Origin of the sequence: Kribbella sp. NPDC051936, assembly GCF_040680955.1 — a bacterium.
Taxonomy (GTDB): Bacteria; Actinomycetota; Actinomycetes; order Propionibacteriales; family Kribbellaceae; genus Kribbella.
Genome location: NZ_JBFAXS010000003.1, coordinates 229709 through 245175, shown reverse-complemented (window position 1 = coordinate 245175; position 15467 = coordinate 229709). Strand labels below are relative to the sequence as shown.

At 69.6% G+C, this 15467-nt stretch carries 19 protein-coding genes; 7 read left to right on the top strand and 12 right to left on the bottom strand.

What is annotated here, in order from left to right:
* Positions 1-305 precede the first annotated feature (305 nt).
* Both AB0L64_RS11395 and AB0L64_RS11390 read right to left on the bottom strand, forming a co-directional pair.
* Positions 306-2243 carry a hypothetical protein gene (locus AB0L64_RS11395; RefSeq protein ID WP_363710057.1) on the bottom strand — a complete coding sequence of 646 codons (1938 nt, stop codon included), beginning with the start codon at positions 2241-2243 and terminating at the stop codon, positions 306-308.
* On the bottom strand, positions 2243-2800 hold the full coding sequence (locus AB0L64_RS11390) for a hypothetical protein (protein WP_355695747.1): 558 nt from the start codon (positions 2798-2800) through the stop codon (positions 2243-2245). The genes AB0L64_RS11395 and AB0L64_RS11390 overlap by 1 nt, the downstream gene beginning before the upstream one ends.
* A gap of 164 nt (positions 2801-2964) precedes the next feature.
* Between AB0L64_RS11390 and AB0L64_RS11385 the strand changes: the two genes are divergently transcribed.
* Both AB0L64_RS11385 and AB0L64_RS11380 read left to right on the top strand, forming a co-directional pair.
* Positions 2965-4104 (top strand): molybdopterin-dependent oxidoreductase, encoded by a 1140-nt coding sequence (locus tag AB0L64_RS11385; protein ID WP_363710056.1) that lies wholly within the window; start codon positions 2965-2967, stop codon positions 4102-4104.
* The gene (locus AB0L64_RS11380; RefSeq protein ID WP_363710055.1) at positions 4101-4535 is read left to right on the top strand and encodes a hypothetical protein; all 435 of its coding nucleotides are present in this window, start codon (positions 4101-4103) and stop codon (positions 4533-4535) included. Before AB0L64_RS11385 ends, AB0L64_RS11380 begins: the two co-directional genes overlap by 4 nt.
* Here AB0L64_RS11380 and AB0L64_RS11375 read toward each other — a convergent pair.
* A complete protein-coding gene (locus tag AB0L64_RS11375) occupies positions 4475-5302 on the bottom strand; it encodes a 3-keto-5-aminohexanoate cleavage protein (RefSeq protein ID WP_363710054.1) in 828 nt (275 codons plus the stop codon). The two genes, AB0L64_RS11380 and AB0L64_RS11375, sit on opposite strands and share 61 nt — an antisense overlap.
* Positions 5303-5394: 92 nt before the next feature.
* Between AB0L64_RS11375 and dtd the strand changes: the two genes are divergently transcribed.
* Positions 5395-5820 carry a D-aminoacyl-tRNA deacylase gene (gene dtd, locus AB0L64_RS11370; RefSeq protein WP_363710053.1) on the top strand — a complete coding sequence of 142 codons (426 nt, stop codon included), beginning with the start codon at positions 5395-5397 and terminating at the stop codon, positions 5818-5820.
* 86 nt (positions 5821-5906) lie between these two features.
* On the opposite strand, the gene AB0L64_RS11365 is transcribed toward dtd, so the two are convergent.
* From AB0L64_RS11365 to AB0L64_RS11335, 7 genes are all read right to left on the bottom strand, one after another.
* Positions 5907-7073: a choice-of-anchor P family protein gene (locus AB0L64_RS11365; RefSeq protein WP_363710052.1), complete on the bottom strand. Its 1167-nt coding sequence runs from the start codon at positions 7071-7073 to the stop codon at positions 5907-5909.
* A 362-nt stretch (positions 7074-7435) separates the two neighbouring features.
* A complete protein-coding gene (locus tag AB0L64_RS11360; RefSeq protein WP_363710051.1) occupies positions 7436-7732 on the bottom strand; it encodes a DUF1416 domain-containing protein in 297 nt (98 codons plus the stop codon).
* A gap of 3 nt (positions 7733-7735) precedes the next feature.
* A complete protein-coding gene (locus AB0L64_RS11355; protein WP_363710050.1) occupies positions 7736-8584 on the bottom strand; it encodes a sulfurtransferase in 849 nt (282 codons plus the stop codon).
* Between the two features lie 15 nt (positions 8585-8599).
* Positions 8600-9040 carry a DUF4395 domain-containing protein gene (locus tag AB0L64_RS11350; RefSeq protein ID WP_363710049.1) on the bottom strand — a complete coding sequence of 147 codons (441 nt, stop codon included), beginning with the start codon at positions 9038-9040 and terminating at the stop codon, positions 8600-8602.
* Between the two features lie 281 nt (positions 9041-9321).
* On the bottom strand, positions 9322-10158 hold the full coding sequence (locus tag AB0L64_RS11345; RefSeq protein WP_363710048.1) for an RDD family protein: 837 nt from the start codon (positions 10156-10158) through the stop codon (positions 9322-9324).
* A 60-nt stretch (positions 10159-10218) separates the two neighbouring features.
* A complete protein-coding gene (locus AB0L64_RS11340; RefSeq protein ID WP_363710047.1) occupies positions 10219-10650 on the bottom strand; it encodes a thioredoxin family protein in 432 nt (143 codons plus the stop codon).
* Between the two features lie 45 nt (positions 10651-10695).
* Positions 10696-11109 carry an HIT domain-containing protein gene (locus tag AB0L64_RS11335; protein ID WP_363710046.1) on the bottom strand — a complete coding sequence of 138 codons (414 nt, stop codon included), beginning with the start codon at positions 11107-11109 and terminating at the stop codon, positions 10696-10698.
* Positions 11110-11133: 24 nt separating this feature from the next.
* On the opposite strand from AB0L64_RS11335, the gene arfB reads away from it, so the two are divergent.
* The 4 genes from arfB to AB0L64_RS11315 are packed head-to-tail and all read left to right on the top strand — an operon-like array spanning position 11134 to position 13468.
* On the top strand, positions 11134-11634 hold the full coding sequence (gene arfB, locus AB0L64_RS11330; RefSeq protein ID WP_363710045.1) for an alternative ribosome rescue aminoacyl-tRNA hydrolase ArfB: 501 nt from the start codon (positions 11134-11136) through the stop codon (positions 11632-11634).
* A gap of 30 nt (positions 11635-11664) precedes the next feature.
* Positions 11665-12300 carry a hypothetical protein gene (locus AB0L64_RS11325; RefSeq protein WP_363710044.1) on the top strand — a complete coding sequence of 212 codons (636 nt, stop codon included), beginning with the start codon at positions 11665-11667 and terminating at the stop codon, positions 12298-12300.
* Positions 12297-12863: a hypothetical protein gene (locus AB0L64_RS11320; RefSeq protein ID WP_363710043.1), complete on the top strand. Its 567-nt coding sequence runs from the start codon at positions 12297-12299 to the stop codon at positions 12861-12863. Before AB0L64_RS11325 ends, AB0L64_RS11320 begins: the two co-directional genes overlap by 4 nt.
* On the top strand, positions 12860-13468 hold the full coding sequence (locus AB0L64_RS11315; RefSeq protein WP_363710042.1) for a hypothetical protein: 609 nt from the start codon (positions 12860-12862) through the stop codon (positions 13466-13468). The genes AB0L64_RS11320 and AB0L64_RS11315 overlap by 4 nt, the downstream gene beginning before the upstream one ends.
* Here AB0L64_RS11315 and AB0L64_RS11310 read toward each other — a convergent pair.
* Positions 13431-14795 (bottom strand): hypothetical protein, encoded by a 1365-nt coding sequence (locus tag AB0L64_RS11310; RefSeq protein ID WP_363710527.1) that lies wholly within the window; start codon positions 14793-14795, stop codon positions 13431-13433. The two genes, AB0L64_RS11315 and AB0L64_RS11310, sit on opposite strands and share 38 nt — an antisense overlap.
* A 291-nt stretch (positions 14796-15086) precedes the next feature.
* On the bottom strand, positions 15087-15326 hold the full coding sequence (locus AB0L64_RS11305) for a MoaD/ThiS family protein (RefSeq protein ID WP_355695721.1): 240 nt from the start codon (positions 15324-15326) through the stop codon (positions 15087-15089).
* Positions 15327-15467: the final 141 nt, after the last annotated feature.

The window sequence follows — 15467 nt, the reverse complement described above, 5'->3', positions numbered from 1 at the left end:
GTCGCTCAACTGGCGGACGGCGCGGCCGCCTGCCACCACCCGGCGCAAGTGGCCGACGGGTGGTACGGGTCGGTCAGCCGAGGATGACGTACACCCGCGGCACACAGCACTGGTCATAGGCGCCCGGCGTACGGCGGCACCCGGCGCGGGTGGCGCGCAGGTGCCGGCGTACGCCGAGTGGCCGCGTCGGTGCCGGGCGTGGGCGGGCAGTAGGCGCGGGGCGATGGCCGAAGCGGCGGCTGGCGTTCGTAGGAACTCGGCCGGTGGGCCCGGCGCGCCTGGGGTGGGGCGCCGGGCGGGGTGGGTTAGCGGCTGCGGCCGCCGTCGTCGCCTCGGCCTCGGTCGGAGCGGGTGCGGTCTTGGTCGCGTTGGGCGGCGGGGGTGCCGGGGCGCTCGGTGGTGGCTACGTTGCCGCCTTCGACCCTGACGGCGCTGAGGGGCTTCTGGTCCTGCCTGATGTGGTCGAGCTGGGCGCGCTCGTCGGGCGGGAGTTGCTGACCTGGGCCGCTTTTCGGCTGGTTCGCCTGGCGGGCCTCGGCGATCGCCGGGTCCTCCGGCGGGCGCCACTGTGAGCCCTGCACCTCGCTTGTCTGACGGCCATCGGTCTGACCACCCGGGCTCTGGCCGTTCTGCCCGTCCTGGCCGAGGCCAGCGGTCTCGTCAACCGCGGACTGGGAGGCGTTCGCGAGCTGCTGCGTGTCGGGGCCCTTCGCCTGTGGGACCTGGTCGGCTCCCTGCTCACGGCCCTGCACCTGCTGCGTCTGTGTGTCAGCCTGCGGCGCCTCGACCTCCCCAGCCTCCACCTGCTGCCCGTTCAGCTGCTGGCCGTTCAGCTGCTGCCCGTCCACCTGCGGCCCGTCCACCTGCGGAGCCTCAACCTGCTGGCCGTTCAACTGCTGGCCGTTGAGCTGCTGACCGTCCTGCCCGAGGTCGGTCCCGTTCTGGTCGAGGTCGGTGCCGTCTTGCTCGAGGTCGGTCCCGTCCTGGTTCAGGTCGGTGCCCTCACGGCCGGTTTCCTCGGCGACGTACGGGTTGACGCCGTCCTGCTCCGCGCTGACGTCCGTGTCCGGACCGGTATCCGCGTCGAGGGTCGCGTCTTGCTGCTGATCGTCCTGGGCGAGGTCGGTCTCCTGCGCGCGGTCGGTCGCGTCGAGCCCGCCTTCCTCCGCGACGTACGGGCTGACGCCGTCCTGCTCCGCGCTGACGTCCGTGTCCGGACCGGTATCCGCGTCGAGGGCGGCGTCTTGCTGCTGATCGTCCTGCGCGAGGTCGGTCTCCTGCGCGCGGTCGGTCGCGTCGAGGGCGCCTTCCTCCGCGACGTACGGGTTGACGCCGTCCTGCTCCGCGCTGACGTCCGTGTCCGGACCGGTATCCGCGTCGAGGGTCGCGTCTTGCTGCTGATCGTCCTGGGCGAGGTCGGTCTCCTGCGTGCGGTCGGTCGGGTCGAGGGCGCCTTCCTCCGCGACGTACGGGTTGACGCCTTCCTGCTCGGCAGCCGTGTCGGTCTGGCGGGCGTTGTCCGCCTCGGTCGACGGGTCGTCCAGTGCGTTGTCGGCTTCCGCGTCGAGGTCCTCGGCGCGGTCTTCCGCGCGGTCTTCGTCCAGGTGGTCGCCGATCTCGTCGGCTGCGATCGTGGCGCCGGCTGCCGCGCCGGCCGTGGTGGCGGGGTCGATGCCGTCCTCGCGGTCGCGCTGCTGACCGTCCTGCTCCTCGCGCCTGCGGCGGTCCTCGTCGGCCTGCTCCCGCTCGTCCTCGCGGCGCTCGACGGCGTCGTCGACGCCATCTCCGTCGCGGTCGTTGGCGTCGTCGTTGTCCCGGTCGATCTCGTCGCGGCGCTCGGTCGCGTCGTCGCGGTGGTCCCGGTCGAGGTCGGTACGGTTCTCGACCCGGTCGTCGATCCCGTCCCGGTCGCGGTCGTTGTTGAGATCCGTGTCCTGCTGCTGGCGCTCTCGATCGAGCTCGCCCTCCAGCTCGCGGTTCTGCCGCTCGAGATCGTCGACCTGCTGCTCCGCCCGCTCGGCTTCGCGCTCGAGCTCGGCGGTCCGGTCCCGGGCGTCGTCGCGCTCGCGGTCGGGGCCCCAGCGGTCCTGGTTGAGCCCACGCTCGATCGCGGAGCGACGCCGCTGCCCCTTGGTCAGCAACCGCCAGATCTGCTGCCCGCGGATCCGAGCGGTCCGGACGAACTTCCGGAGCTCGGTGACCATGATCCGGAGCAGGTCATCGGCGTCGACTTCCTCAGCCATCAGGCCACCTCGTTGGCATAGACGGAGTACCCGAACCCGGCGGCGGTGTCGTCCGGTCCCGGCTGGGATGCGTACAGGTGGAACTCGGCGCCCGGCCGGAGCCAGACCGCCAGGTGCCGGCGGCGGCCGCGCCACTCCGGCGGGATACGCAGGTCGTCACCCGGCCCGACATACACCGGTGGCCCCCAGTACCGGCGGGCCAGCTCGAGCTGGGTCGGCCAGTGCGCGTCGAGACCTTCCTCGGCGAGCTCCAGCTCCGACGCACCGATCTCGTACGCCGACCAGCCGCTCCGCGGGCTCTCCGGCAGGACCGCGTCGGGCAGCACGAGCATCACCGTCTCGCGCTGGGTGACCAGCCCCCAGGTGTACCGATCCGGGTCGATGTTGCCCGGCGCCCACGGACGCCAGCCGGTGGCGGTGGTGACGCGGTTGACCAGGGCACGGATCGCGTCCATCCCCGTGGCCGGCGGTCCCCAGATCGGTCGCCAGTCGACGACCTCGGCCAGATCCGCCATCGCCCGCTCGTCATCGTCGGACGACCGCTCCTGCGTCTTCACGCCGCCACTCTCCTTCCGTCAAGTTTGCCCAGAGTATGCCCCGATCGGTGCCACCGGCCGACGTACAGACGCAGACCTGTGGATAACTGGTTCCGGCGTTGCCGTTCGCGAGCAGTAACCGATGAACGCCGCCCGCACGGCTCCGGCTGCGTTGTAGTGGACTCATGAAGCTTCCGGCACCACCGACGGAGAAGTCGTTCGCGTCGCCGCTGCACCATCCGCGGGTGGCGACCGTCATCGGCCGCTGGCTCGGGACCGCGGTGGCGGTCTGCTTCCTGACCGGGCTCTACAGCCACTTCCTGCAGGACACTCCGAGCTGGCTGCCGATCCCCAGCCGTCCCGCGAACCTGTACCGCGTGACGCAGGGCCTGCACGTACTCAGCGGCATCGTCGCCGTCCCGCTGCTACTGGCCAAGCTGTGGACGGTCTATCCGAAGCTGTTCGCGAAGTTCGACCCGAAGGCAATCCGCCCGGCGCTCGAGCGGCTGTCGATCCTGGTGCTGGTCTCCTCGATGGCACTTGAACTCTTCATCGGGTTCGTCAACACGCTGCAGTGGTACCCCTGGCCGTTCCCGTTCCGGCAGACGCACTACGCGCTCGCGTGGCTCATCGTCGGCGCGCTCCTCGTCCATCTGGCCGTGAAGCTCCCGCTGATCGGCGCGAACTGGCGCCGTACGCCGGAATCCGCGCCCGAGTCACTGCCCGCCGAGACCACCGGCCTGACCCGCCGCGGCCTGTTCCGTACGGTCGCCGGCGCGGCCACGCTCGTCGGCATCACCTCGGTCGGCCAGTCCGCACCGGCGTTCGGCCCCGTCGCCGTCCTCGCGCCGCGCAAGCCGAACGTCGGTCCGCAGGGTCTGCCGGTGAACCGTACGGCGGAAGCGGCCGGAGTGACCGGGATCGACGCGAACTGGCGGTTCACGATCATGGGCCCGAGGCAACTGTCCTACACGCTCGAGGAACTGCGCGCGCTGCCGCAGAGCCGCTCGGACCTGCCGATCGCGTGCGTCGAGGGCTGGAGTCAGGGCGCGCGATGGGAGGGCATACGGATGCGCGACCTGCTCGCGGCCGCCGGTGCCGCGCCGAACTCGAGAGTGCGAGTCGTGTCGATGGAGAAGGGCGGCTTCTACGCGACCAGTGAACTGCCGGAGGAGTTCGCCGCTGACCCGCTGACTTTGCTGGCGTTACGGCTCAACGGTGCGGAGCTCGCGCTTGACCACGGGTTTCCGGCGCGGATCATCGCGCCGAATCGGCCCGGGGTGTTGCAGACCAAGTGGGTGCATTCACTGGAGGTCATGACATGAGGTTGCGCATCGGATTGCTGGCTGCCGGCGCGGTGACGGCCCTGTGGGGTGTTTGGGAGTTGATCAGGGCCGTGGACCTTCCAGCTCTGGTGCGGTTGCCGCTCTGGCTGGGCGGAGCCGTGGTGGCAGACGACTTCGTGATCGTGCCACTGACAGTCGGAATCGGCTGGCTGGTGACTCGCTGGTCCGCGGGGCCTGGGCGGCACCGTACGGTCGGCGTGGTGCGGACGACTTTGTTGTACGTCGGAATCACCAGCCTGATCGCCCTGCCGTTACTGTTACGGCAGGGCACGGGCGCGAATCCGACCGTCCTCCCCCGCGACTATCTGCGCGACTGGATATTGCTGGAAGCAACGATCGTCGCGGTCGGCTACCTCTGCTTGATGTTCAGGAGGTCGCGGGCCTCGTCCGGTGACATCGGCGGCCGCTGAGCCAGGGTCGCCAGCGCGGCCGCGCGCTCGACCAGCTCGGCGTTGTGCGTGACCGGGTGCCCCTTCGCCAGCGTCAGCGTGTCCTCCATGCCGACACGGAGGTTGCCGCCCTTCGCCAGTGCGGCCAGCGCGACCGTCAGCGACGTACGGCCGATGCCGGTGGCGGACCACGACGTGACCGCACCCGGCAACGCGTTGACGGCCGCCACGAGCGCGTCCGCCGTACCGGGCATGCCGCCGGGGACACCCATCACCAGGTCGCAGTGCACGCGGCCGCCGTACGGGAGGCCGTACTTGTCCAGCAGCCGGTGCAGCGCGGCGACGTGGCCGAGGTCGAACAGCTCGAACTCCGGGACGACCTCCCGCTCCTGGGTGAGCTGGAAGAGCTGCGTGACGAACGGCCACGGGTTCATGAACACGTCGTCGCCGAAGTTGACCGTGCCCATCGTGAGCGAGCACGAGTCCGGGGCGGCGTCGAGCACCCGGAGACGGTCCTCGTACGGATCGGTGACCGCGCCGCCGGTGGACAGCTGGACGATCAGCGCGGTGTTCTCACGGACGGCGGCGACCGTGTCGGTCAGCCGGCCGAGATCGAGCGTCGGCCGGTGCTCGCCGTCCCGGATGTGGATGTGGATCATCGCCGCTCCCGCGGCCTCGCAGCGCTTCGCGGTCTCGACCAGCTCGTCGAGCGTGGTCGGCAACGCCGGGCAGTCCGCCTTCGCGGTCTCGGCACCGGTGGGAGCAACAGTGATCAGAGTCGACGCCATGGACGAATCCTGCCAGATCGGGTCTCGAAACGGATATTTGCCGGTCGAAGGGTCCGATGACCGGACGATCTCCGGCAGGGGAAGATGTCGCCATGAGAGCCGTAGTACAGCGAGTCAGCCGGGCGTCGGTCACCGTGGACGGCGAGGTGGTCGGGGCGATCGAGGGGCCCGGGCTGGTGGTCCTGCTCGGCGTCACCCATGACGACACCCCCGAGAAGGCCGCCGCGCTGGCCGCCAAGATCTGGACCCTTCGGATCCTCCACGACGAACGCTCCGCGGCCGATGAGCAGGCCCCGATCCTGGCCGTCAGCCAGTTCACCCTGTACGCCGACACACGCAAGGGCCGCCGCCCCTCCTGGAGCGCTGCCGCCCCCGGCCCGGTCTCCGAGCCGCTCTACGGCTCCTTCTGCGCCGCGCTGGAAGCCCTCGGCGCCAAGGTGGAGCGCGGCGTCTTCGGCGCAGACATGCAGGTTGCCCTGACCAACGACGGCCCGGTCACGCTCATCTTGGACGCATGACACGAACCGGCCCCCGGATCCGTGCGGGATCCGGGGGCCGGTTGTTCTGCGTCGGTGAGGTTCGACTCAGAAGGTGTCTGCTGAGATCAGCTGACGACACCGGCGGCCGAGTGGCCGACGACGACCTTGGTGTTCAGGCCGGGAACCTCGACGACCAGCGCGTTCACCGAGATGTAGCGCTTCTGCCGCATGACCTGGTTGAAGGTCAGCTTGGCGACACCCGGGATCTCCAGCGTCTGGTTCTCGCCGGTCTTGACCGGGTAGGTCTTGTTGCCGACCTTGATCGAGGCGATGCTCGAGGACGAGCTGACGCCGGCCTTGCCGTCCTTCGTCTTCCACGCCGACGCGGAGGACTCGACGGCGCCGATGGACAGCGTGCCGACCTTCACGCCCGCGACGTGCGAGGTGAAGTTGATGTACGACTTCTCCTCGCCGATGGCGCCGTTCTTGGTGGTGTAGACACCGCCGACATAGGCGACCTTCGGGATGTTCAGCTCGCCGACCGCGACCCGGACCGTCTTGCCCTCAGTACCCTGGCAGGTGGTCTGGAGCGACGTCGGGCCGGACACGACCAGCTTGTCCGCCGTGGCCTTGGTGCCGTACGCGTCGCCGATGACCAGCGCGGTGGCCGGCTTCGAGATCTCCGCGCGGGTCTTCAGAACCGCGACGTCGACGCCCTGCGGGACGTACTGGTTCTTGACCGTCGCGTGGATCACGACCGCCTGCGCGTACGAGTAGATGCCGGTGGCCGTCTTCACGCCGCCGACACGGTTCAGCACGATGTAGCCGAGGCCCGGAACGGCAACCTTGGTGTTCGGCTTGGGGTTGAGCAGCGACGGCACCGAGATCGCGCCGATCTTCACACCGACGAAGCTGGTGCTGCCGGTGTAGGACAGCTGGCCCTTCGCGTACTTCGACGTGGTGGTGGTCTTCACGCCGGTCAGCGTGAGCAGCGTGCCCAGCCGGATGTCGGCAGCCGTCGCGGTGCTGGTGACACCGGTGCCGCTCTTGTCGTTGAACGCGTGCGTGTCGGTCTTCACCGAGCGCGCGATCGCCTGCTCGTTCACGTTCGCCGTGGCGAGGTCGTTCTTGTCAGCCTTGGTGGCGTCCGTGGTGCAGCCGAACTTGCTGACCACCTGCGGGCCGCTGTTCGCCAGACCGGATTCGACGTCGGTGCCGTACGAGTAACCGCTGTATCCGAAAACCGGCGAGGCGGATGCCGAACCCGAGGTCAGCGCGATCGTAGAAGCCACGCCGACAACCGCCGCAACTCCGACGGCAGCGAGCTTCTTGTATCCGATGCGGGGTCGCATTGACCCCTCCTCCCTGAGTGATGACGTGACCCGCAGCGCGGGTCAGGACACAGACACAACTCAGCCGATTGCGGTAGGTGACGAGCCGACCCCGCTCCGAGACCAAACCGTTACCTTGCCGCTCGCTCCACGAGATTTCCCGGCCACACCCGTAACTCGGCTGCGATGACCGAAACCCCTTGTCGGATGAGCGATTCCGGACATGCCGAAGGGCCCGGACGCGCAAGGTCCGGGCCCCTCGGTGCTTACTTCAGGGTGGGCCACCTCGGGTGGTGGTGGCACCTTCAGTAACGAACGACTGCTCAGACGGTGACGGCCACTTCCGCAACCTCGCCGTACTGCGCGACGACCTGACGGTCGACCGGGTCGGCCTTCGGGGCCAGCGTGCGCAGCGTCCAGCTGCCCGGCGCCGCGAAGAACCGGAAGTGCCCGGTCGCCGAGGTCGGCACCTCGGCGGTGAACTCACCTCCTGCGTCCAGCAGCCGTACGTACGCGCCGCCGACCGGCTCCTCGCCGCGCAGCACCTGACCCTGGATCACGGCTTCCTTGTCGACGTCCACGCCCTTGAGGTCGAGGCCGCCCTGCTTAGCTCCGCACATGTGTCACGCCTTTCCGGGCTCGTCGCCGAGGGCAACGGGTACGCCGACCAGCGAACCCCACTCGGTCCAGGATCCGTCGTAGTTCTTCACGTTCGCCTGGCCGAGGATCTCGTGCAGCACGAACCAGGTGTGCGCCGAGCGCTCGCCGATCCGGCAGTACGCGATGGTGTCCTTGCCGAAGTCCACGCCGGCGTCGGTGTACAGCTGCTTCAGCTCGTCGTCGGCGCGGAACGTGCCGTCGTCGTTGGCCGCCTTGCTCCACGGGATGCTGGCCGCGGTCGGGATGTGGCCCGCACGCTGCGCCTGCTCCTGCGGCAGGTGGGCCGGGGCGAGCAGCCGGCCGGCGTACTCGTCGGGGCTGCGCACGTCGACCAGGTTCTTCACGCCGATGGCGTCCTTGACCTCGTCGCGGAAGGCGCGGATCTCCAGGTTCTGCGGCTGCGCGGTGTACTGGGTGGCCTCGCGCTTGACGACCTCGTCGGTCAGCTCTCGGCTGTCGAGCTCCCAGCGCTTGCGGCCACCGTCGAGCAGGCGGACGTCACCGTGGCCGTAGAGCTTGAAGTACCAGTACGCGTACGCCGCGAACCAGTTGTTGTTGCCGCCGTACAGCACGACCGTGTCCTCGTTCTTGACACCACGGTCGGACAACAGCGCCTCGAACTGCTCCTTGCTGACGAAGTCGCGCCGGACCGGGTCCTGCAGGTCGTCCTGCCAGTCGATCTTGATCGCGCCGGCGATGTGGCCGGCGTCGTACGCCGAGACGTCTTCGTCGACCTCGATCAGGACAACGCCGTCGTCGAACTTGTGCTCCTCGACCCAGTCGGCCGAGACGAGCGCGGATTCCCTGCTCATGTGTGCTGCCTCTTCTCAGTTGGTAGCGGTGGTTGGCGTACGAATGCGATGGATCAGCAGATAGGCCTCGCAACCGAGGCAGAGCCCGACGGCCGCGTTCACGAACGCGGCGACCAGGGCGAATCCGGTGGCGACCACGCCCAGAACGGTGGCGCCGGTCAGGAAACCGGCCAGGCCGACGACCGCGAAGACGAGGCCGACCAACTGGGCGAACCGCGGCGGCGCCGCGTCCTCCAGCTCCTTCGGCGGCCCCAGCCGAGGCCGGACCAGCCGCTTGAACAGCAGCCCGTACGGCGACGCGCCGACGCCGAAGGCGACCGACACCGCGAACACGACGGCCTGCACGGCGAGCGGCCAGGGGTTGTTCAGGACGAGCGTCAGCGCCAGGACGACGGTGGTCACACCCGCGGCGAACCGGAGCCCGCGCGGATCCACCTTGGCTGTCTTTTCGGACATGACGACTCCCGGAGGAGAGGGATGTCGAGCCGGAACCCGCCCGGGTATGCGGGAGGCGACGTACGCGGAACCGTGCTCAGCGACCGGTTCCGCAGCGCTCTGGACGCCGCCTGGTCAGCGGCGTCGACACAGCGACGAGCGCACGCGGCAGTTGTCCACCGCGCGCCGCTTCGTCAGCCAAGTCGTGTAAACCACGCATCGAGAGTACGGAACCCGGGCGGACCCACCACCCGTGGTCCCATCACATGAGACAACTGATCAAATCGTGGACTGGCCGTGCGTCAGACCCGGACCACGTTCGTACCGGCGACCTTGTCGTGCAGCGCCTGCTTCTTGTCGTCCCAGAGCGGCCAGAGGTAGTTGAGCAGGATGGCCAGCGAGGCGAAGATGCCGAAGACCGGGATCGACCCGGCGAGGTACAGGACCAGGTCGAAACCGCAGCGCTTCGCCGCGGCGCCGCGCGGCGGCGGGCCCGGGACGTCCCGCAGCCGGACCGCGATGCCGGTCGCCATCTTGCCCGGCGTGCGGCCCTTCGTGACGAGGAACAGGTACTCGTACACGAAGAAGACCAGATACCCGATCACCGAGGCCGGGATGGCGTACTTGAACACCTCGGGCGGCATCGCGACCGGAGTCGTACTGCCTGCCCGCGCGGCGTCCATCACGTCCTCCAGCCAAGAGCTCATCACCTGGCTGGACTGGTAGTAGAAGTATCCGGTCAGCGGCAAGGCGATGAACCAGGCGATGATCGAGTCGAGGATGAGCGCGAAGACACGCCGCCACCAGCCCGACAGCAGCTGGCCGTCCGGCGTGGTGCCGGAGCGCTGTCCCTGGTACCCGAAGCCCGAGTCGGCCTGGGGGTACGCCGGGTAGCCCTGCTGCGGGACTCGCTGGCCGTACTGCGGAGCCGGCTCGGCCTGCTGGCCGTACACCTGGCCGTGCTCCGCGCGCTGACCGTACTGCGGGGCGTCGGCGGTCCTCGACTGACCGAACTGGCCCTGGTACGGCGCTGGGCCCTCCTGCGGCCGGCGCTGATCCGTCCAGGCGCTGCCGTCCCAGTATCGCTCCTGGTTCGGGTCCTCGGGGTCGTTGTACCAGCCTGCTGATTGAGAGCTCACCGGGAGAGTCTTGCCTACCTGCAGGTCCATTGGCCATCCGGTAGCGACTACCGGACGCGGTCAGCTGGGCTGGCGGTCGATCGCGACGGCCAGCGCGGCGATCACGTCAGGCTTCCGGGGAGCCCCGCTGGCGCGCTTCACCACCGCTCCGGTGCTGTCCAGCACCAGCGTGGTCGGCGTACGCAGGATGTCCAGACGGCGCACCAATTCGAGGTGCGCCTCGGCGTCCAGCTCGACGTGACGCACGCCGTCGACCATGCCTTCCACCTCGGCCAGTGTCCGCCGGGTGACCCGGCACGGCGCGCAGAACGCCGACGAGAACTGCAGCAGCGTCGCCCGCTCGCCCAGCTCCGCGCCCAGCTCCGCAGCCGTCACCCGCTCCACGTCGACCTCGTCCTTCCCGCGAAACCGCCCGTCGACCCAGGCCTTGAGCACGCTCAGCACCACGCCGGCTACGACCGCCGCGACGAGTACCCACAGGCCCAGGCTCACAGTTACCCACGGTACGACGCGCCGTTCACGATTCAACTGCCCGTTTCACGTGCTGAGAAGCACCTGCGGGTCCACAGCGAGACGGTGGCTCGACCGGCCGGTCGGCCAGGGCAGGCAGTCGTCGCCGTCACCCGGGTACCGCGGGACCACGTGCAGGTGCAGGTGGTCGACGCTGCGGCCGGACCCGGGTCCGCTGGCGTTCAGCAGGCAGACCCCGGTTGCTCCGAGCCTGTCCACCATCCGCTGCGCGATGCGCTGTGCCAGGTCCATCACCTGGGTCAGGTCATCCGGCTTGGCGTCCAGCAGCCCCGCGCCGGTGTGACGGCGGGGCACGACCAACGTGTGCCCCGGAGCGATCTCCTCACTCGGCAACGGGAGGAACGCGACGGCCACGTCCTCCTTGGCGATCCAGCGGGCCGAGTCGGCGGAGATCAGACCGCAGAAGACGCAGGCATCCATCTGTCGATTCTCCTCCGGTCGGGCATGACCCGCGATCCCATGCCGTCCCGAGTGCCGCGCAGTAGGCGTGGGGTCGCGGGTCATGCCCTAATAGGTCCTGTGGAGAGCGGAGTGACGGTGCGGTCGGGGTTGGTGATTCCCGAGGCCGAGCTGGCGTGGCGGTTCTCCCGGTCGAGCGGACCGGGCGGGCAGTCGGTGAACACCACGGACAGCCGGGTCGAGCTCAGCTTCGACGTCGCGGGGACGTCGGCGTTGAGCGACGTACTGAAGGCCCGGGCGCTCGAGCGGCTGGGGTCGCGGCTGGTCGACGGTGTGCTCACGATCGCCGCGTCGGAGTACAAGTCGCAGTGGCGCAACCGGGAGGCGGCGCGGGAACGGCTGGCCGTCGTGGTCCGCGAGGCGATCGCTCCGCCGCCGCGGAAACGGCGTCCGACGAAGCCGAGCAAGGCGTCCGTACGGCGCCGGCTGGACGACAAGAAGCGCCGCGGCGAGACCAAGCGCCTGCGCGGCCGCCCGAACGACTAGGCCGGCCCTTTCGCTGGATAGGCTTCCGCCGTGCAGGAAACGGGGAGCGGGGGATCTGAGCAGCATGAGCCGGAGGAGCTTCCGGAGTTCCAGGACCTCAAGGTGCGCGGGCGTTCGCTGCGGACCTGGGGGCTCAGCGCCGGCGCCGTCCTGCTGGCGATCTCGGCGGCCTTCGGCGGACTGAAGAAAGCCGGCGACGAGACTCCGCAGGTGGACGCCGGGACCGCGATCGACGCCGGCCAGTTCGAGGTCACGATCCAGCGGGTGGTCACCGTGAAGGACCTGAAGCCGCTGTTCACCCCGGACGACGGCGGCGCCCTGATCGGGGTCGTGACCAAGCTGAAGGTGACCGACGACACCGGCACCACGCCTCCGCCGGACCTGATCCGCCTGATCGGCGTCCCCGGAGTGAAGGACACCGATCCGCCGCTCGGCACCACCAACCTCCGCGACGCCACGATGAACCCGGTGCTCACACCGGACGCCGCCGAGGACGTCGCGTACGTCTGGAAGCTGCCGAACGCGAACCAGCTCCCGACCGAGGTCAAGCTGACCGTGCAGGGCTACCAGCACGAGGACGAGTCGATCCTGGACCACCACGAGAAGTGGCTGCCGGATGCGATCGTCGCGGACAGCACCGTCAAGGTGAAGGACAACACCAAGTGAGCCGGCGGAAACTCTTGAACGCCGGTCTCACCCTCGCCGTCCTGGTCGCGATCGTGGGTCTGTACCGGCTCACCCCGACGCAGAAGGACATCCAGGACCCGACCGCGGTGAAAGGCATCCCCGGGCGGGTCGTGCACACGCCGCGGTTCGACCTGACCGTCGACGACGTCCGGGCCGGCAGGAAACTCCGGATCCCGCGCTCGACGCCGGACCGCGACTCGCTGACCGCCTTCGTGGTCGTCGACGCCACCGTCACGGCCAACCGGGAGCCGATGCACATCTTCGACGTCCGGATCCGCTCCGCTGACGGCGTCACGTACCTCGGCGCCAACCGCAGCGGCCTGGACCAGCTCGACCTGACCGGGACCGAGTTCGCGCCGGACATCCCGGTGCGCGGCTCGTTCGTGATCGAGATGCCGGCCGACAAGGTGCCCGGGGCAACGTTGCTGGTGATGGAGAAGTCGATGCTGAACGACCTCGAGCCGCAGGTCACCGTGCCGCTCGGCGACGACGCCCCCGCGGTGCAGGACGTCGTGTCCCTGACCGCTGCGAGCGACACGTGACCGGCGCCCGGCGGGCCCGGCGCGGGTGGTTCCGCAAGAACACCGTCGCGCTCGCGACCCTGGTGGTGGCGATCCCGCTGGCCGGGTGGTGGACGACGCGCAGCGACTACAAGTCCTGGTACGACGACGAGCCCCGCGACGCCGTCGCCGTGGCGGCCGGCGGTACGTCGTACAACGGCGCGACCTGGTACGCCGCGAGCGTCGAGGAGAACCCGCGACCGTCGCGCGCCGGTTCCGATCAGGACGAGCTGCCCGACGGGACGACGCTGATCCGGGTGTACTTCCGGCTGCAGGTCGACAACCTGTCCGCGCTCGACGGGCTCGGCGGATGCCGTATGCACCTCCGCGCGCCCGACGGCCGGATCTGGGACGAGACCCAGATCGCGGACGACTACCAGGACCGTCCGACCGGCTGCACGGGCGGCAGCGACGACCAGCCGTCAAGCTGGCGTGGCGCCGCGGCGCCGTACTACCTGAAGCCGGTGGCCGGGAAGCCGTTCGAGACGGTGGCGGTGTTCGTCGTACCGTCGTCGGTCGCCGGCAGCGTGCAGCCGACGATCACCTGGGCTACGAAGCTCCCTCAGTACCTGGCATTCCCGAGGTAGCCGCGCTGAGGTCGGTGACGCCGTGGTCACCGGCCGGCTGCTCATGGACCGCCCGGGTCCGCGGGGTCAGGTAGCCGGCCAGTCCGCCGATCATCCGGTCGTACGCCGCGGCGAGCAGGCTGACCTGCAGCATGATCTTCAGGCCGTCGGTGACCAGGTTCAGCGGCTCGTCGATGACCTGCCAGAACTGGAGCGTGTGCGGCCCGAGGACCCACACCTTCAGGGCGATCCACACGGCACTCGCGGCGAACGTGACGACCGCCCAGGCCAGGAAGTACCCGAGCATCGGCCGCAGACCGGAGCGGACCACCAGCCGGAACGCCTCCACGACAGGCGTCCAACGGTCCTTCCAGTCCGACACCACCGAGTTCCCGGCGACGCGGACGATCCGCGGCGTCTGCTGCCAGCGATGGGTGATGCGGTCGAACCGCCAGCGTGGCTTGTCGAGCTTCTGCACGACACGGCCGTAGATCACCGCGGTCATCGTGATCCACATCAGCGGGAGCACGGCCGCGTCCCAGAGGTCGGCGATGCCGGCGGCAACGAACCCGGTGACGGTGTCCCACACCTCACGGACCTGGTCGACGCCCAGCACGTGGTCGAGCACCCACGCGTACCCGTCGTGCAGCCATTGCCAGACCTGGCGTTCCTTCAGCCAGGTCTTCGGCGACGGGATGTAGGAGGACGCCTGGTAGATGACCACGAAGATCCACAGCGCCTCCAGGTAGGTCACGAACAGCTTGCGGACAGGGCCTTCCTCTTCCTTCTTCCACTTCTTGAAGACGAACCGGAGCAGGTACGCTGTGACGCCGAGGCCGATGAACAGCCAGGTGGACAGCGACTGCAGGCCCGTGGACTGCGGCGCCACCGTGCCACCGGTCAGCACCGTCGCGGCCGTCTCGTTCACCTTGTGGACGGCCAGTTGGTACTCGTAGTCGAGCGCCTCGGTCTGCAGGAACTTGTACGCCGCGTAGAACGCCAGGAACGGCAGCAGCGCCGCCGCGATCGCGTCGAGCAGTTGGTTCTCACGGCCTGGTTCCACGCCATCCGGGGCGAGCACACCCTCGGCGACCGCGCGGCGGTGGAACGGCAACTCGCCGCGCAGGACCAGGAACATCGTCACGTACATCGCGAGCGAGACCACGACAAGCAGCGCCAGCACGGCGATGCCGGCTGCCTGCGCCTTGGCACCCGCCTCGACCGCTACCCATTGCAGGCCCCGGTGCGCCAACTGCGCCACCAAGAACACCGCCAGCAGGCGCGGCCAAGCCTTCCCGAACAGAACCCCCGCCCGCCCCACCGTAGTGAGCAACGTCCCCGACTCCATCGCCACGGCGAAGAATCTACCTCCCAACAAGTCCTCACCAGCCCGCCGCCGGCCTACCGGTCAGCCGCCAGCCGACGGCGGGTCAACCGCCGGCCAGGCGCGGGTCGGGCGCCGGGTCAGCCGTCGGTCTGCCGGCCTGCCGCCCGTCGGCGACGGGTCAACCGCGAGTCGATCGCGGTCCGGCGCGGTCGGGTCTGCCGCCAGTCGGCGCGGGTCGGCCGTGGGTCAGGCGCCGGGCGGGCGCGGGTCGGCCGGGGGTCGGCCGGGGGTCGGCCGGGGGTCGGCCGGGGGTCAGCCGCCGGCGAAGGGGGGTAGTGCGTCGACGAGGGCGCCGTCGGTGAGCGGCGTGCTCGGGTCGGCGCGCTCGCCGTCGAGGAGGAACGTGCAGATCGACAGCACCCGCGCCAGCTCCGGACGGTCGGTCGACACGGTCGTCACCAGGTCCCGGATCGAGCCCGCGTCGGCGGTCGCCGTCGACTCCCCGGCCGCCGAACGCGCGGCAGCGAAGTACCTGATGGTCACTTCCGGCATCTGGTCCGCGCCTCACTAATCGGTTAAGTCTCGGCTATTATGTCAGCTTGCTGTTAGACCCAGTGTGTCTCAGGCCCCCGGCAACGACGCCGTCGGGGCCTGACGTGCACGAGGACCGGATCGCTGGTTCTGGATCCGACG

What these genes read in the sequence shown, in the direction of transcription:
- AB0L64_RS11360 (WP_363710051.1), bottom strand. Translation starts at nt 7,732, where the DNA reads ATGTGCGGAGCTAAGCAGGGCGGCCTCGACCTCAAGGGCGTGGACGTC.
- AB0L64_RS11385 (WP_363710056.1), top strand. Translation starts at nt 2,965, where the DNA reads ATGAAGCTTCCGGCACCACCGACGGAGAAGTCGTTCGCGTCGCCGCTG.
- AB0L64_RS11335 (WP_363710046.1), bottom strand. Translation starts at nt 11,109, where the DNA reads ATGGATGCCTGCGTCTTCTGCGGTCTGATCTCCGCCGACTCGGCCCGC.
- dtd (WP_363710053.1), top strand. Translation starts at nt 5,395, where the DNA reads ATGAGAGCCGTAGTACAGCGAGTCAGCCGGGCGTCGGTCACCGTGGAC.
- AB0L64_RS11310 (WP_363710527.1), bottom strand. Translation starts at nt 14,795, where the DNA reads ATGGAGTCGGGGACGTTGCTCACTACGGTGGGGCGGGCGGGGGTTCTG.
- AB0L64_RS11375 (WP_363710054.1), bottom strand. Translation starts at nt 5,302, where the DNA reads ATGGCGTCGACTCTGATCACTGTTGCTCCCACCGGTGCCGAGACCGCG.
- AB0L64_RS11305 (WP_355695721.1), bottom strand. Translation starts at nt 15,326, where the DNA reads ATGCCGGAAGTGACCATCAGGTACTTCGCTGCCGCGCGTTCGGCGGCC.
- AB0L64_RS11395 (WP_363710057.1), bottom strand. Translation starts at nt 2,243, where the DNA reads ATGGCTGAGGAAGTCGACGCCGATGACCTGCTCCGGATCATGGTCACC.
- AB0L64_RS11355 (WP_363710050.1), bottom strand. Translation starts at nt 8,584, where the DNA reads ATGAGCAGGGAATCCGCGCTCGTCTCGGCCGACTGGGTCGAGGAGCAC.
- AB0L64_RS11380 (WP_363710055.1), top strand. Translation starts at nt 4,101, where the DNA reads ATGAGGTTGCGCATCGGATTGCTGGCTGCCGGCGCGGTGACGGCCCTG.
- arfB (WP_363710045.1), top strand. Translation starts at nt 11,134, where the DNA reads ATGACCCGCGATCCCATGCCGTCCCGAGTGCCGCGCAGTAGGCGTGGG.
- AB0L64_RS11350 (WP_363710049.1), bottom strand. Translation starts at nt 9,040, where the DNA reads ATGTCCGAAAAGACAGCCAAGGTGGATCCGCGCGGGCTCCGGTTCGCC.